This is a genomic window from Microbacterium arborescens (genome assembly GCF_049707515.1).
Taxonomy (GTDB): Bacteria; Actinomycetota; Actinomycetes; order Actinomycetales; family Microbacteriaceae; genus Microbacterium; species Microbacterium arborescens_B.
Genome location: NZ_JBNAFI010000007.1, coordinates 18,017 through 35,336, shown reverse-complemented (window position 1 = coordinate 35,336; position 17,320 = coordinate 18,017). Strand labels below are relative to the sequence as shown.

Genomic DNA, 17,320 nt, shown 5'->3' with positions numbered 1-17,320 from the left:
GAGGAAGAGCGAGACGACCATGGAGAACAACCAGAAGCCTTCGGGCATGCCGATCCACAAGTACCGGCCGTTCCACGAGCAGATCCGCGTCGATCTGCCCGACCGCACCTGGCCGTCCCGGCGCATCGAGACCGCACCGCGCTGGTGTGCCGTCGATCTGCGCGACGGCAACCAGGCGCTGATCGATCCGATGAGCCCCGAACGCAAGCGCGTCATGTTCGAGCTGCTGGTGAAGATGGGCTACAAGGAGATCGAGGTCGGGTTCCCGAGCGCGAGCCAGACCGACTTCGACTTCGTCCGCCAGCTGATCGACGACGGCCTCATTCCCGACGACGTCACGATCCAGGTGCTGACGCAGGCCCGCGACCACCTGATCAAGCGCACGTACGAGGCGATCGCCGGGGCGAAGCAGGCCATCGTCCACCTGTACAACTCGACGAGCATCCTGCAGCGTGAGGTCGTCTTCCGCACCGACCGTCAGGGCATCGTCGACATCGCGCTCGAGGGCGCACGGCTGTGCCGGCAGTACGAGCGCACGATTCCCGAGACGGCCGTCTACTACGAGTACTCGCCCGAGAGCTACACCGGCACCGAGCTCGAGTTCGCCGTCGACGTGTGCAACCAGGTCATCGAGATCTTCGAGCCGACCCCCGACCGCAAGGTCATCATCAACCTTCCGGCGACCGTCGAGATGGCGACGCCGAACGTCTACGCCGATTCGATCGAGTGGATGAGCCGCCACCTCGCCCATCGCGAGAACGTCGTGCTGTCGCTGCATCCGCACAACGATCGCGGCACCGCGATCGCGGCGGCGGAACTCGGCTACATGGCCGGCGCGGACCGCATCGAGGGATGCCTGTTCGGCAACGGTGAGCGCACCGGCAACGTCGACCTGGTCGCGCTGGGCATCAACCTGTTCACGCAGGGGATCGACCCGCAGATCGACTTCAGCGACGTCGACGGCATCAAGCGCACGGTCGAGTACTGCAATCAGCTGCCCGTGCCCGAGCGCAGCCCCTGGGCGGGTGACCTGGTGTTCACGGCCTTCAGCGGCTCGCACCAGGACGCGATCAAGAAGGGCTTCGAGGCCATGGCCGCCCGCGCCGCCGAGGCCGACGTGTCGATCGATGAGATCGAGTGGGCCGTGCCGTACCTCCCGGTCGACCCGAAGGACCTCGGCCGGTCGTACGAAGCCGTCATCCGGGTCAACTCCCAGTCGGGCAAGGGCGGCGTCGCCTACTTGCTCAAGACGGACCACGCCCTGGATCTGCCCCGCAAGCTGCAGATCGAGTTCTCGGGCGTTGTGCAGGAGAAGACCGACGCGGAGGGCGGCGAGGTGACGAGCGACCAGATCTGGTCGATCTTCACCGACGAGTACCTGCCCGCTTCGGCCGCCGACGACAAGTGGGGCCGTTTCGAGCTTCTCGGCACCCGCACGCAGAGCGACATGTCGGGGGATGTCCGTCTCGACGTGACCCTGCGCGACGGCGACGAGCACCATGAGGTGTCGGGAGTCGGCAACGGGCCGATCGCGGCGTTCCTCGCGGTGCTGCGTGAACGTGGGTTCGACATCTCGCTCTACGACTACGTCGAGCACACGCTGAGCTCCGGTGGTGACGCTCAGGCGGCGGCGTACGTGGAGCTGCAGGTCGACGATCAGCGCCTGTGGGGCGTCGGCATCGACGGCGACATCTCCACCGCGAGCCTGAAGGCCGTCGTCTCGTGCGTCAATCGCGCCATCCGCACGCGGGAGCGCGCGTCCGAGCTGGCGTCGGTCTGAGGCGATCATGCGGGTGAGAGCGAGCGCCGGAGTCGTGGTCGCTCTCACTCTCGCCCTCTGCGCTTGCGGACCCGCGACCGGGAGCCCGGCGCCCTCGGTCTCGGCGTCGCCATCCGCGACCGCGGCCTGCGCTGTGCAGGAGGGGGTCGAGCTCCCGCCGGGATGCGCGCCCTACGACCCCGATCAGGCGATGGCGCAGAACGACCGTTACCGCGAGCGCATGTCGATCGACAATGACGACCACGAGAAGGTCGCGCGGATCGTGGCGGACGTGCGGCAGCGCCTCGAGGCACTGCGCCTCGCGGGGCCGGCCACCGAGCGCGCCGTGCGTTCGCAGCTCGACGAGGCCGGACTCACCGACGTGCAGACGCGCGTGGGCGCCGGCGACGTGCTCTTCGGCGCGGTTCCTCCCGGCGGCGGCTGCGTCTATGGTGCCGTGACCCCGGAGGAGGTCACGGTCGATGCCGGGGGCTACATCCTCGACGGGGGATGCCTTCCGGCGCAGTGACGCGTTCGGAGCGCTGCGTCAGCGGATCGGCCACGCGCCGTCGACGTCGGCGTCCAGCCGGCCGATGCTCACGAAGTACTCGCTCAGGCTGGCCGCCTGTGCCCGAGCCCATCCGATCTGGTGGGTGTGCAGCTCCGCGGCCGTCGGCGGCAGCCCTGCCGCGAACCGCTCGCCGAGCATCTGCGCGACGCGGCCGGCCGCGACCGCGTCGGCCGATGCCTCGTGAGCACCGGTGAGCTCGACGGCGTAGTGCTCGGCGACGACCGAGAGCGTGCGCTTGCCGCGTCGGTACCGGTCGTACCGCTTGTCGATCACGAGGGGATCGATGACGGGAGCGGGCGCGACGATGGGCTCGACGCCGTGGCGGAGCGCCTCGTACTTCAGCATGGAGAAGTCGAACGGTGCGTTGTACGCCACGACGGGGATGCCCGCATCGAACAGCGCCCGCAGAGCCGCGACGACGGCCATGACGACCTCGCGCGCCGGCAGGCCGTGGCGCCGGGCGTGCTCCGTCGTGATGCCGTGGATCGCCGCGGCACCGTCGGGGATGTCGACTCCCGGGTCGGCGAGCCACGTCTGGGCGCGTGCCGGCGCTCCGTCCTCGTCGAGGACGCCGACGTGCGCCGTCACGATGCGGTCGTTCACCACATCGACGCCCGTGGTCTCGAGGTCGAAGACCCCGATCACGCGGCACCACTCCGGGGACACGTGCGGCCACAGATCGAGCTCGGGCGGCGGGGTGGCGACAGGGGGGTCGAGCTGCACGGGTTCGAGGCTACGGCGCACGTCGGACACGGCGGGATCGACGCGCCGCCTCCGTAGACTCGATGCGTGACGACCGTTTCACCGTACGAAGACCTGCTCTCGCGCATCCCCGTGCGGCGTCTCGAGGCCGAGGTGCTCGGCGGCACGACCGTCTACTGGGTCTATGGCCGCGACGACGCCGAGCAGACGCTGCTCGCGGTGCACGGGTTCCGGGGCGAGCACCACGGTCTCGAGCCGGTCGTCGCGCATCTCGGCGACGTCCGGGTGATCATGCCCGACCTCCCCGGTTTCGGCGAGAGCCCGGCATTGCCGGGGCGCGCACACGACCTCACGACCTATGCCGAGTGGCTCACGGCCTTCGCTGCCGGCGTCGCGCCGCACGCCGTCGTGGTCGGCCATTCCTTCGGGTCGATCGTCGCGGCCGCAGCGGTCGCCGGCGGACTCCCGACGCCGCGGCTCGTGCTGATCAACCCGATCGGCGCGCCCGCGCTCGAGGGCCCGCGCGGGATCTTCACGCGGCTCGCGATCTGGTACTACGACCTCGGCGCGCGCCTTCCCCGCCGACTGGGCGAGGGCCTGTTGCGCAACCGCCTCATCGTCCGTGTCATGAGCCTCGCGATGGTGAAGACGCGTGACCGGGCATTGCGCCGCTTCGTCCACGACCAGCACGACACCTACTTCTCGAACTTCGCCGATCGCGACGTCCTCCGCGACGCCTTCGTGACCTCGGTGTCGAACGACGTCCGCTCTTCTGCGCCGAAGATCGCGCAGCCGACGCTGCTCGTCGCAGCCGTCCAGGACGACATCACCCCCATCGCAGCGGAGCGCCGGCTGCGCGAGCTCTTCCGCGACGCCGAGCTCGTCGAGATCGACGGCGTCGGGCATCTGATCCACTACGAGAAACCGCGCGAGGCGGCGACCGCGATCAGGCGCTTTCTCGCGCCTTCCGCCGACGGTACGCGTTGACGTTCATCCGATTGCCGCAGTTGCCGGTGTCGCAGTAGCGCTTGGAGCCGTTCTTCGAGAAGTCGACGTACACCGCGTCGCAGTCGTCGGCCCCGCACAACCGAACCCGGTCGTACGCGTCGGCCCTGATGACGTCGACGAAGGCCATCGCGGCCTCCACGAGCACCCGCGTCGCGAGCGGGGCGTCATCGGGGGTGGCGTGGATGTGCCAGTCGTACCCGTCGTGGATCACGAGCTGCGGCTGCGCGTGGCCGTCCCGCAGCAGCGCGTTGACGTGCGGCACGGCGCCGTCGCGATCGAGCTCCCAGAGCCGGCGCAGACGGGCGCGGATGCGTCGCATCGCCTGCAGCTCGGCCTCATCGCGGACGATGGCGCCGGTGAAGGCGAACTCGCTCAGATAGGCGTCGAGATCCGCTCGGTCGGCCAGGGCGTCCGCGTTCCCCGCGCTCGTCCCGGGCAGCGTGTTGACCAAGGCCGCCGTCGCGCGCAGCGACAGTTCTGTGTCATGGATGAAGATCACGTTGACTCCTGACTGTGGCGGGCGGTACTGTCACGAGTGTAGATAACTTTCACCCCTGACCTCCGAGGCAGTCCGATGACGAACCCCACCGCACCCCTGCCCATCATCGCAGGTGCGCACGAGACGGCCGTCGCCCCCGCCCCGGGGCGCCGCACGACCGGCATGGCGATGGCGGTGGCATCCGCGCTCGCGTTCTCCTCGAGCGGGCCGCTGGTCAAGCCGCTCCTCGAAGACGGCTGGTCGCTGGGCGCGGCGCTGTTCGTCCGCATCGGAATCGCCGCTCTCGTGCTCTCGCCGTTCCTCGTGCGGGCCGTGGCGCGGGAGCGAGGCTTCCTCCGTCGGCACGGTGTCGCCCTCGTCGCCTTCGGCGTCATGCCCGTCGTCGGGTGTCAGCTGTTCTACTTCTCCGCGATGCAGCGGATGCCGGTGGCCGTGGCCCTCCTCATCCAGTACCTCGCGCCGGTCCTGCTCGTCATCTGGGTCTGGCTCACCACGCGTCGCCGCCCGTCGCCCACGGTGATCGCCGGCTCCGTCGTGGCGATGGTGGGTCTCGTGCTGGTCGTCGACATCGCGGGGGCGAGATTCGACTTCTGGGGCACGCTCCTGGCCCTCGGCGCTGCGCTGTGCACGTGCGTGTACTTCGTCATGGCCGAGCGCACCGGGGACTCCCTGCCTCCGCTCGTGCTCGCAGCCGGAGGCATGGTGGTCGCGACGGCGGTGATCGGAACCCTCCTGCTGACGGGCCTCCTGCCCTTCTCGACCACGACGGTGCTGGCGGACGTCGTCGGCATGGAGCTGCCGCCGGTCGTCGTGCTGCTCTGGGTCGGGGCGGCGACCGGCATCGCTTACGCCCTCGGTGTGTCGGCGGTGCCCCGCACGGGCTCGCGTCTGGCGTCGTTCATCGGGCTCTCCGAGGTGCTTTTCGCGCTCGGCTTCGCCTGGCTGCTCCTGGCCGAGGCGCCCGCGCCGATCCAGTTCGTGGGCGGCGCGCTCATCCTCGCCGGGGTCGTGCTCGTCCGTCTCGACGCCGACCGTCCGGCGGGTCCGGTCAGGTCGCGCGTCCCTCGGCGAGAAGCGGCTTCACACGGTGCGGGATCACATCGTCCATGATGAGCGACGTCTCGGTCCGCTCGACGCCGTCGATCGCGAGGATGCGCGCATCGATCGCGAAGAGGTGCTGCGTGTCGTGCGCCACGACGCGGACCATCAGGTCGACCTGTCCGCTCAGGCCCTGAGCCTGCAGCACCTCGGGGATCGTCGCAAGCTCCTGTGCGATGCGCGGCAGGTCGGGCTGGCGCAGGACGACGCTGATGAGCGCCTCGATCGGGAAGCCGAGGGCGCGGGTCGAGATCGCGCGCTCGTACGAGAGGAAGACGCCCGATTGCTCCAGTCGCCCCATGCGCGCCTGCACCGTGTTGCGTGAGAGCCGCAGTCGCTCGGCGAGGGCGACGACCGTCGCGCGGGGGTCGTCGGCGAGGGCCTCGAGCAGGGCGAGGTCGACGCGGTCGTGCATGGTCATGATGCTGGACGATACACCGCCGCGCCCGCCTCGATCGGGCATGTTGCGCCGAGACGCCCGCCTCGGGTCAGCCCGTCACAAGGGTGGGGGAGTCGATCAGCCGGAGGCGCTCGCGCTCCACGAGGAAGGTGTGGGCCGACCCGTTGTCCAGACGCACGCCCTGCAGGGGGAACTCGCCGGCGGTCGCGTGCCGGATGACCTCGCGGATCAGCGCGCCGTGCGCGACGACGATGAGCGGCACCGAGCCGGGGGCGGTGCCGACGCGAGCGTCGCGGACCGCGCGATTGAGGCCGCGCAGCGCTCGTTCGCGCACCGCCGGCCACGGCTCCGCGTTCGGGACGTCGGCCACGGCCCACTCGCCCCACCGAGCGTGGAACTCCTCGACGCCCACGCCTTCGGCATCCCCGTAGTTGCGCTCGCGGAGCTCCGGATAGGTACGCGGGGCGGCGGTGCCGAGGCTGTCCGCGATGATGCGGGCGGTCTCGGCGGCACGTGACAGGTCGCTCGAAGCGACGACGACCTCGCGCCCGGCGGTCTCGCGGAGGGAGGCGGCGACGGCCCGGGCCTGCTCGCGGCCGGTGTCGTTGAGGGGGATGTCGGTGGAGCCCTGGATCCGGCGTTCGCGGTTCCAGTCGGTCTCGCCGTGCCGCACGAGTGTCAGGATGGTCACCTTCCGACCCTACGCGGGCAGTCGGGGGACCTCGACCTCAGCGGCGGGACGGAAGAGCCTCGGCGAAGGTCCGGAGGACCTCGCTGGTGCCCGCGTCGATCTTGACGGCGGCCTTGGCATCCGAGCGCGTCGCGCCGCGATTGATGATGACCACGGGAAGCTTCCGCCGTCGCGCGCGTTCGACCAGCCGCACGCCGGAGTTGACCACGAGGGAGGAGCCGGCGATGATCAGCGCCTCGCTCGTGCGCACCAGCTGCTCGGCCTCGGCGAACTTCTCCCGCGGGACGAACTCGCCGAAGAAGACGACGTCGGGTTTGAGCATCCCGCCGCAGACGGTGCATGTCGGAACGACGAACCCGTCGCTCGTGGCCGGGAGCACGTCGCCGTCGGGGCCGAGCTCGACGTTCTCGGGCACTCGGATCCAGGGGTTGTCTCTCTCCACCCGCTCGGCGAGGTCGCGCCGGTCGAACACCTGGCCGCAATGCAGGCAGAACACCCGACGCATCGTCCCGTGCAGCTCGACCACCCGGCTGCTGCCCGCGCGCAGGTGGAGGCCGTCGACGTTCTGGGTGATCACGCCCGTGACGATGCCGGAACGTTCGAGGTCGGCCAGCGCGGCGTGTCCGTCGTTGGGGCGTGCGGCCGCGAAGGCCCGCCAGCCGAGGTGGCTGCCGATCCAGTACCGGCGGCGTGCGTCCGCGCTCGCGAGGAACTGCTGCGCCGTCATCGGCGTGCGTACGGGTGCGCCGGCTCCGCGGTAGTCGGGGATGCCCGAATCCGTCGAGACGCCGGCGCCGGTGAGCACCGCGATGCGGCGACCCGCGAGCATTTCGAGGGCGTCGTCGATCCCGTCGCCCGGGGGCGCGGCACGGTCGGGGATCGTCACGGTCCTACTCTACGAGCGTCGACGCGGGCCCGGCGCGGCATGCCAGGGTGGGAAGGTGCCCGTGATCCGCATCGACGACGCCACCGACCCCCGCCTCGCGGACTACCGCGACCTGACCGATGTCGCGCTCCGCCGGGTGCTCGAGCCCGCCGGAGGGCTGTACATCGCCGAGTCCGCGAAGGTCATCTCGCGCGCCCTCGCAGCGGGCCACACCGCGCGCTCGTTCCTCGTGCAGGAGAAGTGGCTCCCGGACGTCGTCGAGGCTGCGGGGGAGGCGCCGGTGTTCGTCGTCACCGACGCGGTCGCGGAACAGCTCACCGGGTACGCGGTGCACCGCGGGGCCCTCGCCGCGATGCACCGGCCGGCGCCGGCGCCCGTGTCGGAGGTGGTCGCCGGCGCGCGGCTCGTCCTCGTCCTCGAGGACATCGTCGACCACACCAACGTCGGCGCCGCCTTCCGGGCCGCCGCGGGGCTCGGCGCGGACGCCGTGCTCGTGAGCGAGCGCTGCGCCGACCCGCTCTACCGGCGGAGCGTCCGCGTCAGCATGGGTACGGTCTTCCAGGTGCCGTGGACGCGCCTGCCGGCATGGCCCGAGGCGGCACCGATGCTCCGTGCCGCCGGACTGCATCTCGCCGCCCTCGCCCTCGCTGACGGCGCCGTGCCGCTCGACGAGTTCGCCGCGGCGCGGCCCGAGCGCGTCGCGCTCCTCATGGGGACCGAGGGCGACGGCCTTAGTCGCCGCGCCCTCGCGGCAGCAGACACCGTCGTGACGATCCCGATGGCCGGGGGAGTGGACTCGCTGAACGTCGCCGCAGCCGCCGCGGTGTCGCTCTGGGCGCTGCGGTGATCAGTCGTCGGGGTCGGCGCGCCGGGGCACGGGGAGGGGCTCGGGACGCTTCGCGGTGATGTGATCGCCCGACGACTGATGACGCAGTCGCCGCAAGACCCAGGGCATGAGGTGCTCGCGCGCCCACACGAGGTCGCCCGCGCGGGCGGCGCGCCAGGTGAGCACCGGTGTCGTGTCGGGCTGCATGGGTTGCAGGTCGTTCGGCACGTTCAGCGCGCGCAGCACCATGCGGGCGATCTCGTGGTGTCCGAGCGAGTTGTAGTGCAGGCGGTCGTCGTCGAAGAAGCGCATGTCCTGCACTTCCTTCAGAGCCCATTGATCGGCGACGATGGCGTCGTAGCGATCGGCGATGGCGCGGATGTTCTCGTTGTAGATCGCGACCCGTCCGCGGATGCCGCGGAAGACCGGGGTGAAGTTCGTGTCGATTCCCGTGAACAGCACGAGCGTCGCGCCCGTCGACGAGAGACGGACGACGGCATCCTCGAACTGCTGCGCGACGGCATCGGGGTCGGATCCGGGACGGATGACGTCGTTCCCGCCGGCCGAGAACGTGACGAGGTCGGGCTTGAGCGCGAGCGCGGAGTCGATCTGGTCCGCGACGATCTGGCCGATCAGCTTGCCGCGCACGGCGAGGTTCGCGTACGCGAAATCGGGTACCTGCGAGCTGAGCACCTCGGCCACCCGGTCGGCCCAGCCGCGATGTCCGCCGGGGCTGCCCGGCTCCGGATCGCCGATGCCCTCGGTGAACGAATCGCCGATCGCGACCATGCGGCGCCAGGGATGGGCGGTCTCGTTCGGCACGTAGGGCGTGCGGCGCTCGTCCTCGGATGGCTCGTTCTTCCTCATGACCCTCCTCGAAACTCCGTACCTGCCCACGGTAACCGCTGACGGGCGATCGTGGGGGTGGGGTCGTTTAGGGTGGTCCATCGTGACAGAGGACCCCCAGGAGCATTTCGGAAGCTTCGCCGCCGAGCACCTGTCACCCTCCTTCCCGCAGCGCGCGCCGTGGGGCACGGCGCAGCGACTGCGTGCCTGGCAGGCCGAGGCGCTGGATCAGTACTTCGGTGCCGACGGTCCGGAGGGTGTCGGGCGCGGACCGCGCGACTTCCTCGCCGCAGCGACGCCCGGCGCAGGTAAGACGACGTTCGCCCTCCGGCTCGCGTCCGAGCTGCTGCGCCGCGACGTCGTCGACCGCATCATCGTCGTCGCCCCCACCGAGCACCTCAAGACGCAGTGGGCGGATGCCGCCGGGCGCGTCGGCATCCGGCTCGATCCGCGTTTCAGCAACCGCCACGGCGTGCCCTCGCGGCAGTACCACGGTGTCGCGGTCACCTATGCGCAGGTCGCGGTGAAAGCCTCCGTGCACCAGCGGCTGACGATGGATGCCCGCACCCTCGTCATCCTCGACGAGGTCCACCACGGCGGCGATGCGCTGAGCTGGGGCGATGCCCTGCGCGAGGCGTACGGGCGCGCCACACGTCGCCTGCTGCTGTCGGGAACCCCCTTCCGGAGCGACACCGCCCCCATCCCGTTCGTCGAGTACCACCCGAACGACGAGGGCATCCGGCTGTCGCGCACCGACTTCAACTACGGCTACGGCCGCGCCCTCGCCGACGGCGTCGTGCGGCCGGTGCTCTTCCTCGTCTACGCCGGCCACATGAAGTGGCGCACCAAGACGGGCGACGAGTTCGAGGCGCACCTCGGTCAGGACAACACGAAGGACATCACCTCCCAGGCCTGGCGCACCGCGCTCGACCCCGAGGGCGACTGGATCCCGGCGGTGCTGCAGTCGGCCGACCGCCGCCTGAGCGAGGTGCGTCAGGATGTGCCCGACGCCGGTGGGCTGGTGATCGCGACCGACCAGACCGCCGCACGCGCGTACGCCGAGATCCTGCACCGGATCACGGGCGAGGCCCCCACTGTCGTGCTGTCGGACGACAAGGCGGCGTCGGGGAACATCGAGATCTTCGCCCAGGCCACGACCCGGTGGATGGTCGCGGTTCGCATGGTGTCCGAGGGCGTCGACGTGCCCCGCCTCGCCGTCGGGGTGTACGCCACGTCGTCGTCGACGCCGCTGTTCTTCGCGCAGGCCATCGGGCGCTTCGTCCGGGCGCGCCGCCGCGGCGAGACCGCGAGCGTGTTCCTCCCCAACGTCCCGGTGCTGCTCGGTCTCGCCGGCGAGATGGAACGGCAGCGCGATCATGCGCTCGATCGCGAGGCGGGCGATGACGACGGTCTGGAGGACACGCTCCTGGCCGAGGCCGAGAGCGAGGACAAGGCCTCGGACGAGCTGACCCAGGAGTTCAGCTATCAGGCGCTCGGCTCTGTCGCGCACTTCGACCGGGTGCTCTTCGACGGCGCCGAGTTCGGCCAGCTCGCCGTTCCTGGAACGCCCGAGGAGGAGGAGTTCCTGGGCATTCCCGGGCTGCTCGAGCCCGAGCACGTCCACGAGCTCCTCATGCAGCGCCAGTCCCGTCAGACGAAGCACCGTCACAGTCGTGAGGCGCGCGAGAAGGCCGACGGCGCCGTGCCCGACGAGGGGGCGCCGGGCGCCGAGAACACGCTGCCCGAGCCGCTCCACCGGTCCCTCAAGGAGCAGCGGCAGCTGCTCAACAGTCTCGTCGGACTGTACGCACGTCAAAGCGGTGAGGCTCACGGGCAGATCCATGCCGAGCTCCGCCGGGTGTGCGGCGGGCCGGCGGTCTCGCACGCGACGGTGGCCCAGCTGCAGGCGCGCATCGCCGTGCTGCGCTCGCGCGTGCGGTCGTGAGTGCACGCCACGCCCGGCGTGCCGTCGATTCTTCACCCCGGCGGTGACGTGTTAGTGTTGATCCTCGGTTGGGAACAACAGAAAAAACACTGCGCGGGTGGCGGAATAGGTAGACGCGCTAGCTTGAGGTGCTAGTGCCCGTATAGGGCGTGGGGGTTCAAGTCCCCCCTCGCGCACAGTGAGAGAAGGGCTCCGGAGACGGAGCCCTTCGTCGTTTCCGCGAGCGGTTCGCGACTACCGTGGAGAGCATGTCCGAGTACGACGATCTGCCCGAGGTCGCCCGCGTCGCGCGGGAGCTGATCCGGTTCGACACCACCAATTGGGGCGAGGGACGCTCGCGCGGCGAACGCGAGGCCGCCGAGTACGTCGGTGCCTACCTGGAAGCCCTCGGGCTCCGGCCGGAGTACTACGAGCCGATCCCGCGCCGGACCAACGTGTCGGCGCGCATCCCGGGACGCGACAGCTCGAAGCCCGCTCTCGTGCTGCACGGGCACCTCGACGTCGTCCCCGCCGTCGCCGAGGACTGGAGCGTCGATCCGTTCGCCGGCGTCGTCCGTGACGGGATGCTGTGGGGGCGCGGCGCCGTGGACATGAAGGACATGGACGCCATGATCCTGACGTCCGTCGCCGATCTGCTGCGCGCGGGGGAGCAGCCCGAGCGCGACCTCGTCGTGACCTTCTTCGCCGACGAGGAGAACGGCGGTGTCGAGGGCTCGCAGCTCGTGGTGCGCGACCGGCCCGGGTGGTTCGCGGGCGCCACCGAGGCCATCAGCGAGGTCGGCGGCTACTCGATCGGGGTGGATGGGCGCCGCGCCTACCTGCTCCAGGTCGGCGAGAAGGCCCTCGTGTGGCTGCGGCTCCATGCCACCGGGCGGGCCGGGCACGGCAGCCGCCTGCACCCCGACAACGCGATCACGCGGCTCGCCGAGGCCGTCGCGACGCTCGGCCGGTCCCGGTGGCCGATCGAGCTCACCGCGACGACGCGGCGGCTCGTCGACGACCTCGCGGGCTTGAGCGGCCGCGATGCGTCCGACCCCGACGACGTCGCCGACGCCACCGGAGCGACATCCGCCTTCCTCGCGTCGACCTTCCGCACGACCACGAACCCCACGGGCCTCACCGCCGGCTACAAGCACAACGTCATCCCCGACGCCGCGTCCGCGGCCATCGACGTCCGCACGCTGCCGGGGCAGGAGGACGCCGTCCTGGCGGAGATCCAGCGGATCGTCGGCCCCGACATCCGCATCGAGATCGTCCACCGCGACATCGGACTCGAAGTGCCCTTCGAGGGCTCCCTCGTCGATGCCATGGTGGGTGCTCTGGGCCGACACGACCCCGGCGTGCCGGTGCTCCCGTACCTGATGGGCGGCGGCACCGACAACAAGGCGCTGTCCGGCCTCGGCATCGCGGGATTCGGCTTCGCCCCGCTGCGCCTCCCGGCCGACATGGACTTCACCGGTATGTTCCACGGTGTCGACGAACGCGTCCCGATCGACGCGCTCGTCTTCGGGCAGCGCGTGCTCACCGATCTCATCCGCACGTACTGAAAGGCCGCCCATGCAGCTCCTCGAGGCGATCATCCTGGGCATCATCCAGGGTCTGACCGAGTTCCTGCCGATCTCATCCAGCGCGCACCTGCGCATCGTGGGCGAGTTCCTGCCGTCGGCGCAGGACCCCGGCGCGACCTTCACCGCCATCACGCAGATCGGCACCGAGCTCGCCGTCCTGGTCTACTTCTGGAAGAAGATCACCCGGATCATCGGCCGGTGGTTCCGATCCTTCAACGGGTCGGTCCCGCGCGACGACGCCGACGTGCGCCTCGGCTGGATCGTCATCATCGGGACGCTCCCCATCGGCGTGCTCGGCTTCCTGTTCCAGGACGTCATCCGCGACACGTTCCGCAACCTCTGGCTGGTCGCGATCGTGCTGATCGTGTTCGGCGTCATCCTCGGCGTCGCGGACGCCCTCGGCCGGCGCGTGCGCACCGAGAAGGATCTGACGTACGGGCACGGGCTCGCGCTCGGCTTCGCCCAGGCGCTCGCGCTCATTCCCGGCGTCTCGCGGTCGGGGGCGACGACCACGATGGGACTGGCGCTCGGCTACACCCGGCCCGCCGCCGCTGAGGTGGCCTTCCTCCTCGCCGTCCCCGCCGTGTTCGGCAGTGGGCTCTACGAGCTCGTGCAGGCCATCCGCGAACCGGGGTCGTCGGTCTTCTCGCTCGTCGACACGGCGATCGCGACCGTGGTGGCCTTCGGCGTGGGCCTGGCCGTCATCGCCTTCCTCATGCAGTACCTCAAGCGCGGCAGCTTCCTGCCCTTCGTGCTGTACCGCCTGGGCCTGGGAGCCGTCCTGATCGTCCTGCTGTCACTGGGCGTGCTGCAGGCGTACTGACGCCGGAGCGGTCGCGGCGCGCGTCTCAGCGATGCGGGCCGCGACCGAGGCCCCGGCCGTCGCCGCCGTCGCCGCGATGGCGCAGATACTTCTCGAACTCCTGCGCGATCGCGTCGCCGGATGCCTCGGGGGAGTCCCACGTGTCGCGCGTCTGCTCGAGCTGACGGATGTATTCCGTCATCTCCTCGTCGTCCGCCGCGGCGGCGTCGATGGTGGCCTCCCACGCGAGCGCGTCGCCGGGGAGCGAACCGCGGGCGATCTTCGCACCGGTGATCCCCTCGAGCTTGTCGAGGAGAGCGAGCGTCGCCTTCGGCGACGGCGAGTGGCCCGCGACGTAGTGGGGAACGCTGGCCCAGAGCGCGGCGGTGGGGATTCCGGCCTCCTCCGCGGCCGCCGCGATGACCGAGAGGATGCCGACGGGGCCCTCGTAGGTCGATCGCTCGAGGCCGAGTGCCGTGCGGAGTTCGTCGTTGTCGCTGCCACTGAAGACCGTGATCGGCCGCGTATGGGGGACGTCGCTCATCATCGACCCGAGCGCGACCAGGCCGGTGATGTCCTCCCGAAGGGCGGCGTCGACGAGCTCGGCGGCGAACGACTTCCACGCCCGGGCCGGCTCGGCTCCGCTGAGGATCCACAGGCGCGTGCCCCGCGTCGTCGCCTGCGGACGCCAGATCGTGGCCTCGGGCCAGCGCAGCGTGCGGCGCCCGTCGGCGTCGGCCTCGATGTTGGGCCGCGTGTACATGTAATCGAAGTAGAGCTCGGGGTCCACCGAGTACACCGGGTCGTAGGGGCGGGATCCGCGCAACTGGTTGGCGGCTGCCGTTGCGGCCTCGCCGGCGTCGTTCCATCCATCGAACGCGACCACGAGCACGCGCCGTCCCAGACTGTTCAACCCGTCCTCCGTTCCGACCGTCCCGCTCTGCCCGAGCGGGTCTGCTCAACGATACGCCGGGCCCGGCGCGCGCGGGGCGGGGCACGCAGGGCGGCGCCACGGCATCGGTAACATGGTTCGGATGACTTCTCGCTTCCCCGCCGCGGTTCTCTGGGACATGGACGGCACCCTCGTCGACACCGAACCGTACTGGATGGCGGCCGAAGGTCCGCTCGTCGCGAGCTTCGGGGGCACCTGGACCCATGAGCAGGCCCTCGGCCTGGTGGGGCTCGGCCTCGAGGACTCCGCGCGCATCCTGCAGGGAGCGGGGGTCCGCATGCAGGTCCACGAGATCATCGACCACCTGACCGACAGGGTGTCGGGGCAGTTGCGCGTCGACGGCACGCCCTTCCGGCCCGGTGCCCGCGAGCTGCTGGCCGGGCTCCGCGAGGCCGGTGTCAAGACGGGCCTCGTGACGATGTCGATGCGCCGCATGGCGGACACCGTGGTCTCGTCCATTCCTTTCGAGGCTTTCGATGTGGTCATCGCGGGCGATGAAGCGTCGCGACCCAAGCCCTTCCCCGACCCCTACCTGCAGGCGAGCGAGGCACTCGGAGTCGACATCACCGAGACCATCGCGATCGAGGACTCCCCGAACGGACTGCGCTCGGCGGTCGCGTCGGGCGCCGTCGCGCTGGGCGTTCCCCTCATGGTGCCGCTCGACGGCCTCGGCGCACACGCGCTCTGGGACTCGCTCGCGGGACGCTCCATCGCGGACCTCGCTTCCCTCTACTCACGCCACCGACTCGGAGCCTCCGCATGACCGACGACCTTCAGCCGCGGGGACCGTTCCGTTACGGCGACCGGGTGCAGCTGACCGGCCCCAAGGGCCGAATGCACACCATCACCCTGCGAGAGGGCGGCGAGCTGCACACGCATCATGGCGTCCTCCGGCACGAGGTGCTCGTCGGGCAGCCCGACGGGTCGGTCGCGACGAATAGCGGCGGCCACGAGTACCTCGCGCTCCGCCCGCTGCTGCGCGACTTCGTCATGTCCATGCCCCGCGGCGCCGCGATCGTGTATCCCAAGGATGCTGCGCAGATCCTGGCTGCCGCCGATATCTTCCCCGGTGCCACCGTGGTCGAGGCGGGGGTCGGCTCGGGCGCGCTGTCGCTGTGGCTCCTGCGAGCCATCGGTGACGCCGGGCGCCTGGTGTCGTTCGAGCGCCGGGCGGAGTTCGCCGAGGTCGCGGAGGCCAACGTCGCGACCTTCACGGGGGGCACGCCCGAGAACTGGTCCGTCGTCGTCGGCGACCTCGTCGAGAGCCTTCCCGGTGCCGTGGCCCCCGGATCGGTCGACCGCGTCGTCCTCGACATGCTCGCTCCGTGGGAGTGCATCGACGTCGTCGCGGATGCCCTCGCTCCCGGAGGAGTGGTGCTCTGCTACGTCGCCACCGCGACCCAGCTCAGTCGCGTGGCGGAGTACCTGCGCGGCACGGGGCTGTTCACCGACCCGGATGCCTCGGAGACCATGATCCGCGGCTGGCACGTCGAGGGACTCGCGGTGCGCCCCGATCACCGGATGGTCGCTCACACCGGGTTCCTGCTCACCGCTCGTCGACTGGCGCCCGGCGCCATTCCGCCCGACGTGCGCAAGCGTGCGTTGAAGAAGCCCACGTACGCCGACGTCGACGTCGAGGCGTGGACCCCGGGCGCGGTCGGAGACCGCGAGATCACGGACAAGAACCTCCGCAAGCGGGTCCGCGAAGCGCAGCGCGCTGCGCGCGGTTCGCTCTCCGCGTCGGACGGACGCGACGACGACTCCGCGTAGACTGCTGCGGTGCGTAGGATCATCGCCGCCGCCGGCGCTCTCTCCCTGACCGTGCTCGCCCTGACGGCGTGTGCCGCGCCGTCCGCGGACTCGGCGTCGTGCACGCGGGATCTGCCCGGGTCCTCCGCGCTCGACCTCGTCGACGTCTCCGACACGGCGGTGGGTACCAAGCCCGCGGTCTCGCTCTCCGCACCGGTCCACGTCGACGGCCTCGCTGCACGCGACGCCGTCACGGGCGACGGCCCTGCCATCACGAGCGACGCACAGGATGTCGTGTTCGATCTGACCGTCCTCGACGGATCGTCCGGAACACCGATCGCCGCATCCGGATACACCGGCGAACTGACGGAGATCTATCCCCTCGACAGCTGGGAAACGACTTTCCCCGGTCTCGTCGACGCCGTGCAGTGCGCCACCGAAGGATCGCGCGTGGTGATGGCGCTCGGTCCCGATGAGGTGGCGGCCGAGACGCGAGCGCGGTTCGGTCTCGCCGAGGACGCCACGACCGTCGTCGTGCTCGACCTCCAGAAGGTCTACCTCGCCGCTGCCGATGGCGCCGAGCAGTTCAACGATCGTGCCGGCATGCCCTCCGTGGTCCTGGCTCCCGACGGTCGTCCCGGCATCGTCGTCCCCGACAACGATCCGCCCACCGACCTCGCCGTCGAGGTGCTGAAGAAGGGCGACGGTCCCGAGGTCACCGGCGACGCCCCCGTCCGCGTGCACTACACCGGAGTGACCTGGGACGACCAGGAGGTCTTCGACAGCACGTGGGGAAGCGGCGCTCAGCCCGTCGAGCTCGACCGGATGATCCCGGGCTTCGCCGAAGCGCTGCGCGGTCAGACCGTCGGCTCGCAGATCCTCGTGGTGGTGCCGCCGGACCAGGGCTACGGCGACTCGGCTCAGGGCGGCATCCCCGCCGACTCGACGCTCGTCTTCGTCATCGACATCCTCGGACTCGACCCCGCGTCCTGAGTCGTGCCGTGGCCGGCACGCCTAG

General features: G+C 70.6%; 18 protein-coding genes and 1 tRNA gene. 12 read left to right on the top strand and 7 right to left on the bottom strand.

The features are described from left to right. The first annotated feature begins 19 nt into the window (after positions 1-19). Entirely contained in the window at positions 20-1,780 is a 1,761-nt protein-coding gene (gene leuA / locus ACPYN5_RS13425; protein ID WP_424449676.1) for a 2-isopropylmalate synthase, read from the top strand. 190 nt (positions 1,781-1,970) lie between these two features. Then, entirely contained in the window at positions 1,971-2,288 is a 318-nt protein-coding gene (locus ACPYN5_RS13420) for a hypothetical protein (RefSeq protein WP_424449493.1), read from the top strand. An 18-nt stretch (positions 2,289-2,306) separates the two neighbouring features. Here the strand turns inward: ACPYN5_RS13420 and ACPYN5_RS13415 are convergent, their stop codons facing one another. Beyond that, complete coding sequence (locus ACPYN5_RS13415; RefSeq protein ID WP_424449675.1) at positions 2,307-3,008, bottom strand: 3'-5' exonuclease; 702 nt, start codon at positions 3,006-3,008, stop codon at positions 2,307-2,309. A 111-nt stretch (positions 3,009-3,119) separates the two neighbouring features. On the opposite strand from ACPYN5_RS13415, the gene ACPYN5_RS13410 reads away from it, so the two are divergent. Next, positions 3,120-4,019 carry an alpha/beta fold hydrolase gene (locus ACPYN5_RS13410; RefSeq protein WP_424449492.1) on the top strand — a complete coding sequence of 300 codons (900 nt, stop codon included), beginning with the start codon at positions 3,120-3,122 and terminating at the stop codon, positions 4,017-4,019. On the opposite strand, the gene ACPYN5_RS13405 is transcribed toward ACPYN5_RS13410, so the two are convergent. Further along, a complete protein-coding gene (locus ACPYN5_RS13405) occupies positions 3,979-4,539 on the bottom strand; it encodes a CGNR zinc finger domain-containing protein (protein ID WP_424449491.1) in 561 nt (186 codons plus the stop codon). The genes ACPYN5_RS13410 and ACPYN5_RS13405 overlap by 41 nt on opposite strands. Before the next feature lie 75 nt (positions 4,540-4,614). Here ACPYN5_RS13405 and ACPYN5_RS13400 point away from each other — a divergent pair, with 75 nt between their 5' ends. After that, positions 4,615-5,649, top strand: coding sequence for a DMT family transporter (locus tag ACPYN5_RS13400; RefSeq protein ID WP_424449490.1), 1,035 nt, complete (start codon positions 4,615-4,617; stop codon positions 5,647-5,649). On the opposite strand, the gene ACPYN5_RS13395 is transcribed toward ACPYN5_RS13400, so the two are convergent. The 3 genes from ACPYN5_RS13395 to ACPYN5_RS13385 all read right to left on the bottom strand — a co-directional run bounded on the left by ACPYN5_RS13395 (position 5,588) and on the right by ACPYN5_RS13385 (position 7,557). After that, positions 5,588-6,058 (bottom strand): Lrp/AsnC family transcriptional regulator, encoded by a 471-nt coding sequence (locus tag ACPYN5_RS13395; protein WP_424449489.1) that lies wholly within the window; start codon positions 6,056-6,058, stop codon positions 5,588-5,590. The two genes, ACPYN5_RS13400 and ACPYN5_RS13395, sit on opposite strands and share 62 nt — an antisense overlap. A 67-nt stretch (positions 6,059-6,125) precedes the next feature. Further along, positions 6,126-6,728 (bottom strand): histidine phosphatase family protein, encoded by a 603-nt coding sequence (locus tag ACPYN5_RS13390; protein ID WP_424449488.1) that lies wholly within the window; start codon positions 6,726-6,728, stop codon positions 6,126-6,128. Positions 6,729-6,765: 37 nt separating this feature from the next. Next, positions 6,766-7,557, bottom strand: a complete 792-nt coding sequence (locus tag ACPYN5_RS13385; protein ID WP_424449674.1) for a Sir2 family NAD-dependent protein deacetylase — start codon at positions 7,555-7,557, stop codon at positions 6,766-6,768. Between the two features lie 112 nt (positions 7,558-7,669). Here ACPYN5_RS13385 and ACPYN5_RS13380 point away from each other — a divergent pair, with 112 nt between their 5' ends. Beyond that, positions 7,670-8,461: a TrmH family RNA methyltransferase gene (locus tag ACPYN5_RS13380; RefSeq protein ID WP_424449487.1), complete on the top strand. Its 792-nt coding sequence runs from the start codon at positions 7,670-7,672 to the stop codon at positions 8,459-8,461. Here ACPYN5_RS13380 and ACPYN5_RS13375 read toward each other — a convergent pair whose 3' ends face one another. Continuing rightward, positions 8,462-9,307, bottom strand: a complete 846-nt coding sequence (locus ACPYN5_RS13375) for an SGNH/GDSL hydrolase family protein (RefSeq protein ID WP_424449486.1) — start codon at positions 9,305-9,307, stop codon at positions 8,462-8,464. A gap of 79 nt (positions 9,308-9,386) precedes the next feature. Here ACPYN5_RS13375 and ACPYN5_RS13370 point away from each other — a divergent pair, with 79 nt between their 5' ends. From ACPYN5_RS13370 to ACPYN5_RS13355, 4 genes are all read left to right on the top strand, one after another. Continuing rightward, positions 9,387-11,231 carry a DEAD/DEAH box helicase gene (locus ACPYN5_RS13370; protein WP_424449673.1) on the top strand — a complete coding sequence of 615 codons (1,845 nt, stop codon included), beginning with the start codon at positions 9,387-9,389 and terminating at the stop codon, positions 11,229-11,231. 91 nt (positions 11,232-11,322) lie between these two features. Beyond that, positions 11,323-11,407, top strand: a tRNA-Leu gene (locus tag ACPYN5_RS13365). Positions 11,408-11,479: 72 nt separating this feature from the next. After that, a complete protein-coding gene (locus ACPYN5_RS13360; protein ID WP_424449485.1) occupies positions 11,480-12,778 on the top strand; it encodes a M20/M25/M40 family metallo-hydrolase in 1,299 nt (432 codons plus the stop codon). 10 nt (positions 12,779-12,788) lie between these two features. Beyond that, positions 12,789-13,622 carry an undecaprenyl-diphosphate phosphatase gene (locus tag ACPYN5_RS13355; protein WP_424449484.1) on the top strand — a complete coding sequence of 278 codons (834 nt, stop codon included), beginning with the start codon at positions 12,789-12,791 and terminating at the stop codon, positions 13,620-13,622. Positions 13,623-13,647: 25 nt separating this feature from the next. On the opposite strand, the gene ACPYN5_RS13350 is transcribed toward ACPYN5_RS13355, so the two are convergent. After that, positions 13,648-14,514, bottom strand: coding sequence for a PAC2 family protein (locus ACPYN5_RS13350; RefSeq protein WP_424449483.1), 867 nt, complete (start codon positions 14,512-14,514; stop codon positions 13,648-13,650). A 121-nt stretch (positions 14,515-14,635) separates the two neighbouring features. Between ACPYN5_RS13350 and ACPYN5_RS13345 the strand changes: the two genes are divergently transcribed. The 3 genes from ACPYN5_RS13345 to ACPYN5_RS13335 are packed head-to-tail and all read left to right on the top strand — an operon-like array spanning position 14,636 to position 17,295. Next, entirely contained in the window at positions 14,636-15,316 is a 681-nt protein-coding gene (locus ACPYN5_RS13345; RefSeq protein WP_424449482.1) for an HAD family hydrolase, read from the top strand. Next, the gene (locus tag ACPYN5_RS13340; RefSeq protein ID WP_424449481.1) at positions 15,313-16,323 is read left to right on the top strand and encodes a tRNA (adenine-N1)-methyltransferase; all 1,011 of its coding nucleotides are present in this window, start codon (positions 15,313-15,315) and stop codon (positions 16,321-16,323) included. Before ACPYN5_RS13345 ends, ACPYN5_RS13340 begins: the two co-directional genes overlap by 4 nt. Positions 16,324-16,332: 9 nt before the next feature. After that, on the top strand, positions 16,333-17,295 hold the full coding sequence (locus ACPYN5_RS13335; RefSeq protein ID WP_424449480.1) for an FKBP-type peptidyl-prolyl cis-trans isomerase: 963 nt from the start codon (positions 16,333-16,335) through the stop codon (positions 17,293-17,295). Positions 17,296-17,320 lie beyond the last annotated feature (25 nt).

Excerpts from the sequence above, each read along its gene's own strand:
- leuA (WP_424449676.1), top strand. The coding sequence starts at position 20 with ATGGAGAACAACCAGAAGCCTTCGGGCATGCCGATCCACAAGTACCGG.
- ACPYN5_RS13420 (WP_424449493.1), top strand. The coding sequence starts at position 1,971 with ATGGCGCAGAACGACCGTTACCGCGAGCGCATGTCGATCGACAATGAC.
- ACPYN5_RS13400 (WP_424449490.1), top strand. The coding sequence starts at position 4,615 with ATGACGAACCCCACCGCACCCCTGCCCATCATCGCAGGTGCGCACGAG.
- ACPYN5_RS13395 (WP_424449489.1), bottom strand. The coding sequence starts at position 6,058 with ATGACCATGCACGACCGCGTCGACCTCGCCCTGCTCGAGGCCCTCGCC.
- ACPYN5_RS13385 (WP_424449674.1), bottom strand. The coding sequence starts at position 7,557 with ATGCTCGCGGGTCGCCGCATCGCGGTGCTCACCGGCGCCGGCGTCTCG.
- ACPYN5_RS13375 (WP_424449486.1), bottom strand. The coding sequence starts at position 9,307 with ATGAGGAAGAACGAGCCATCCGAGGACGAGCGCCGCACGCCCTACGTG.
- ACPYN5_RS13360 (WP_424449485.1), top strand. The coding sequence starts at position 11,480 with ATGTCCGAGTACGACGATCTGCCCGAGGTCGCCCGCGTCGCGCGGGAG.
- ACPYN5_RS13355 (WP_424449484.1), top strand. The coding sequence starts at position 12,789 with ATGCAGCTCCTCGAGGCGATCATCCTGGGCATCATCCAGGGTCTGACC.
- ACPYN5_RS13345 (WP_424449482.1), top strand. The coding sequence starts at position 14,636 with ATGACTTCTCGCTTCCCCGCCGCGGTTCTCTGGGACATGGACGGCACC.
- ACPYN5_RS13340 (WP_424449481.1), top strand. The coding sequence starts at position 15,313 with ATGACCGACGACCTTCAGCCGCGGGGACCGTTCCGTTACGGCGACCGG.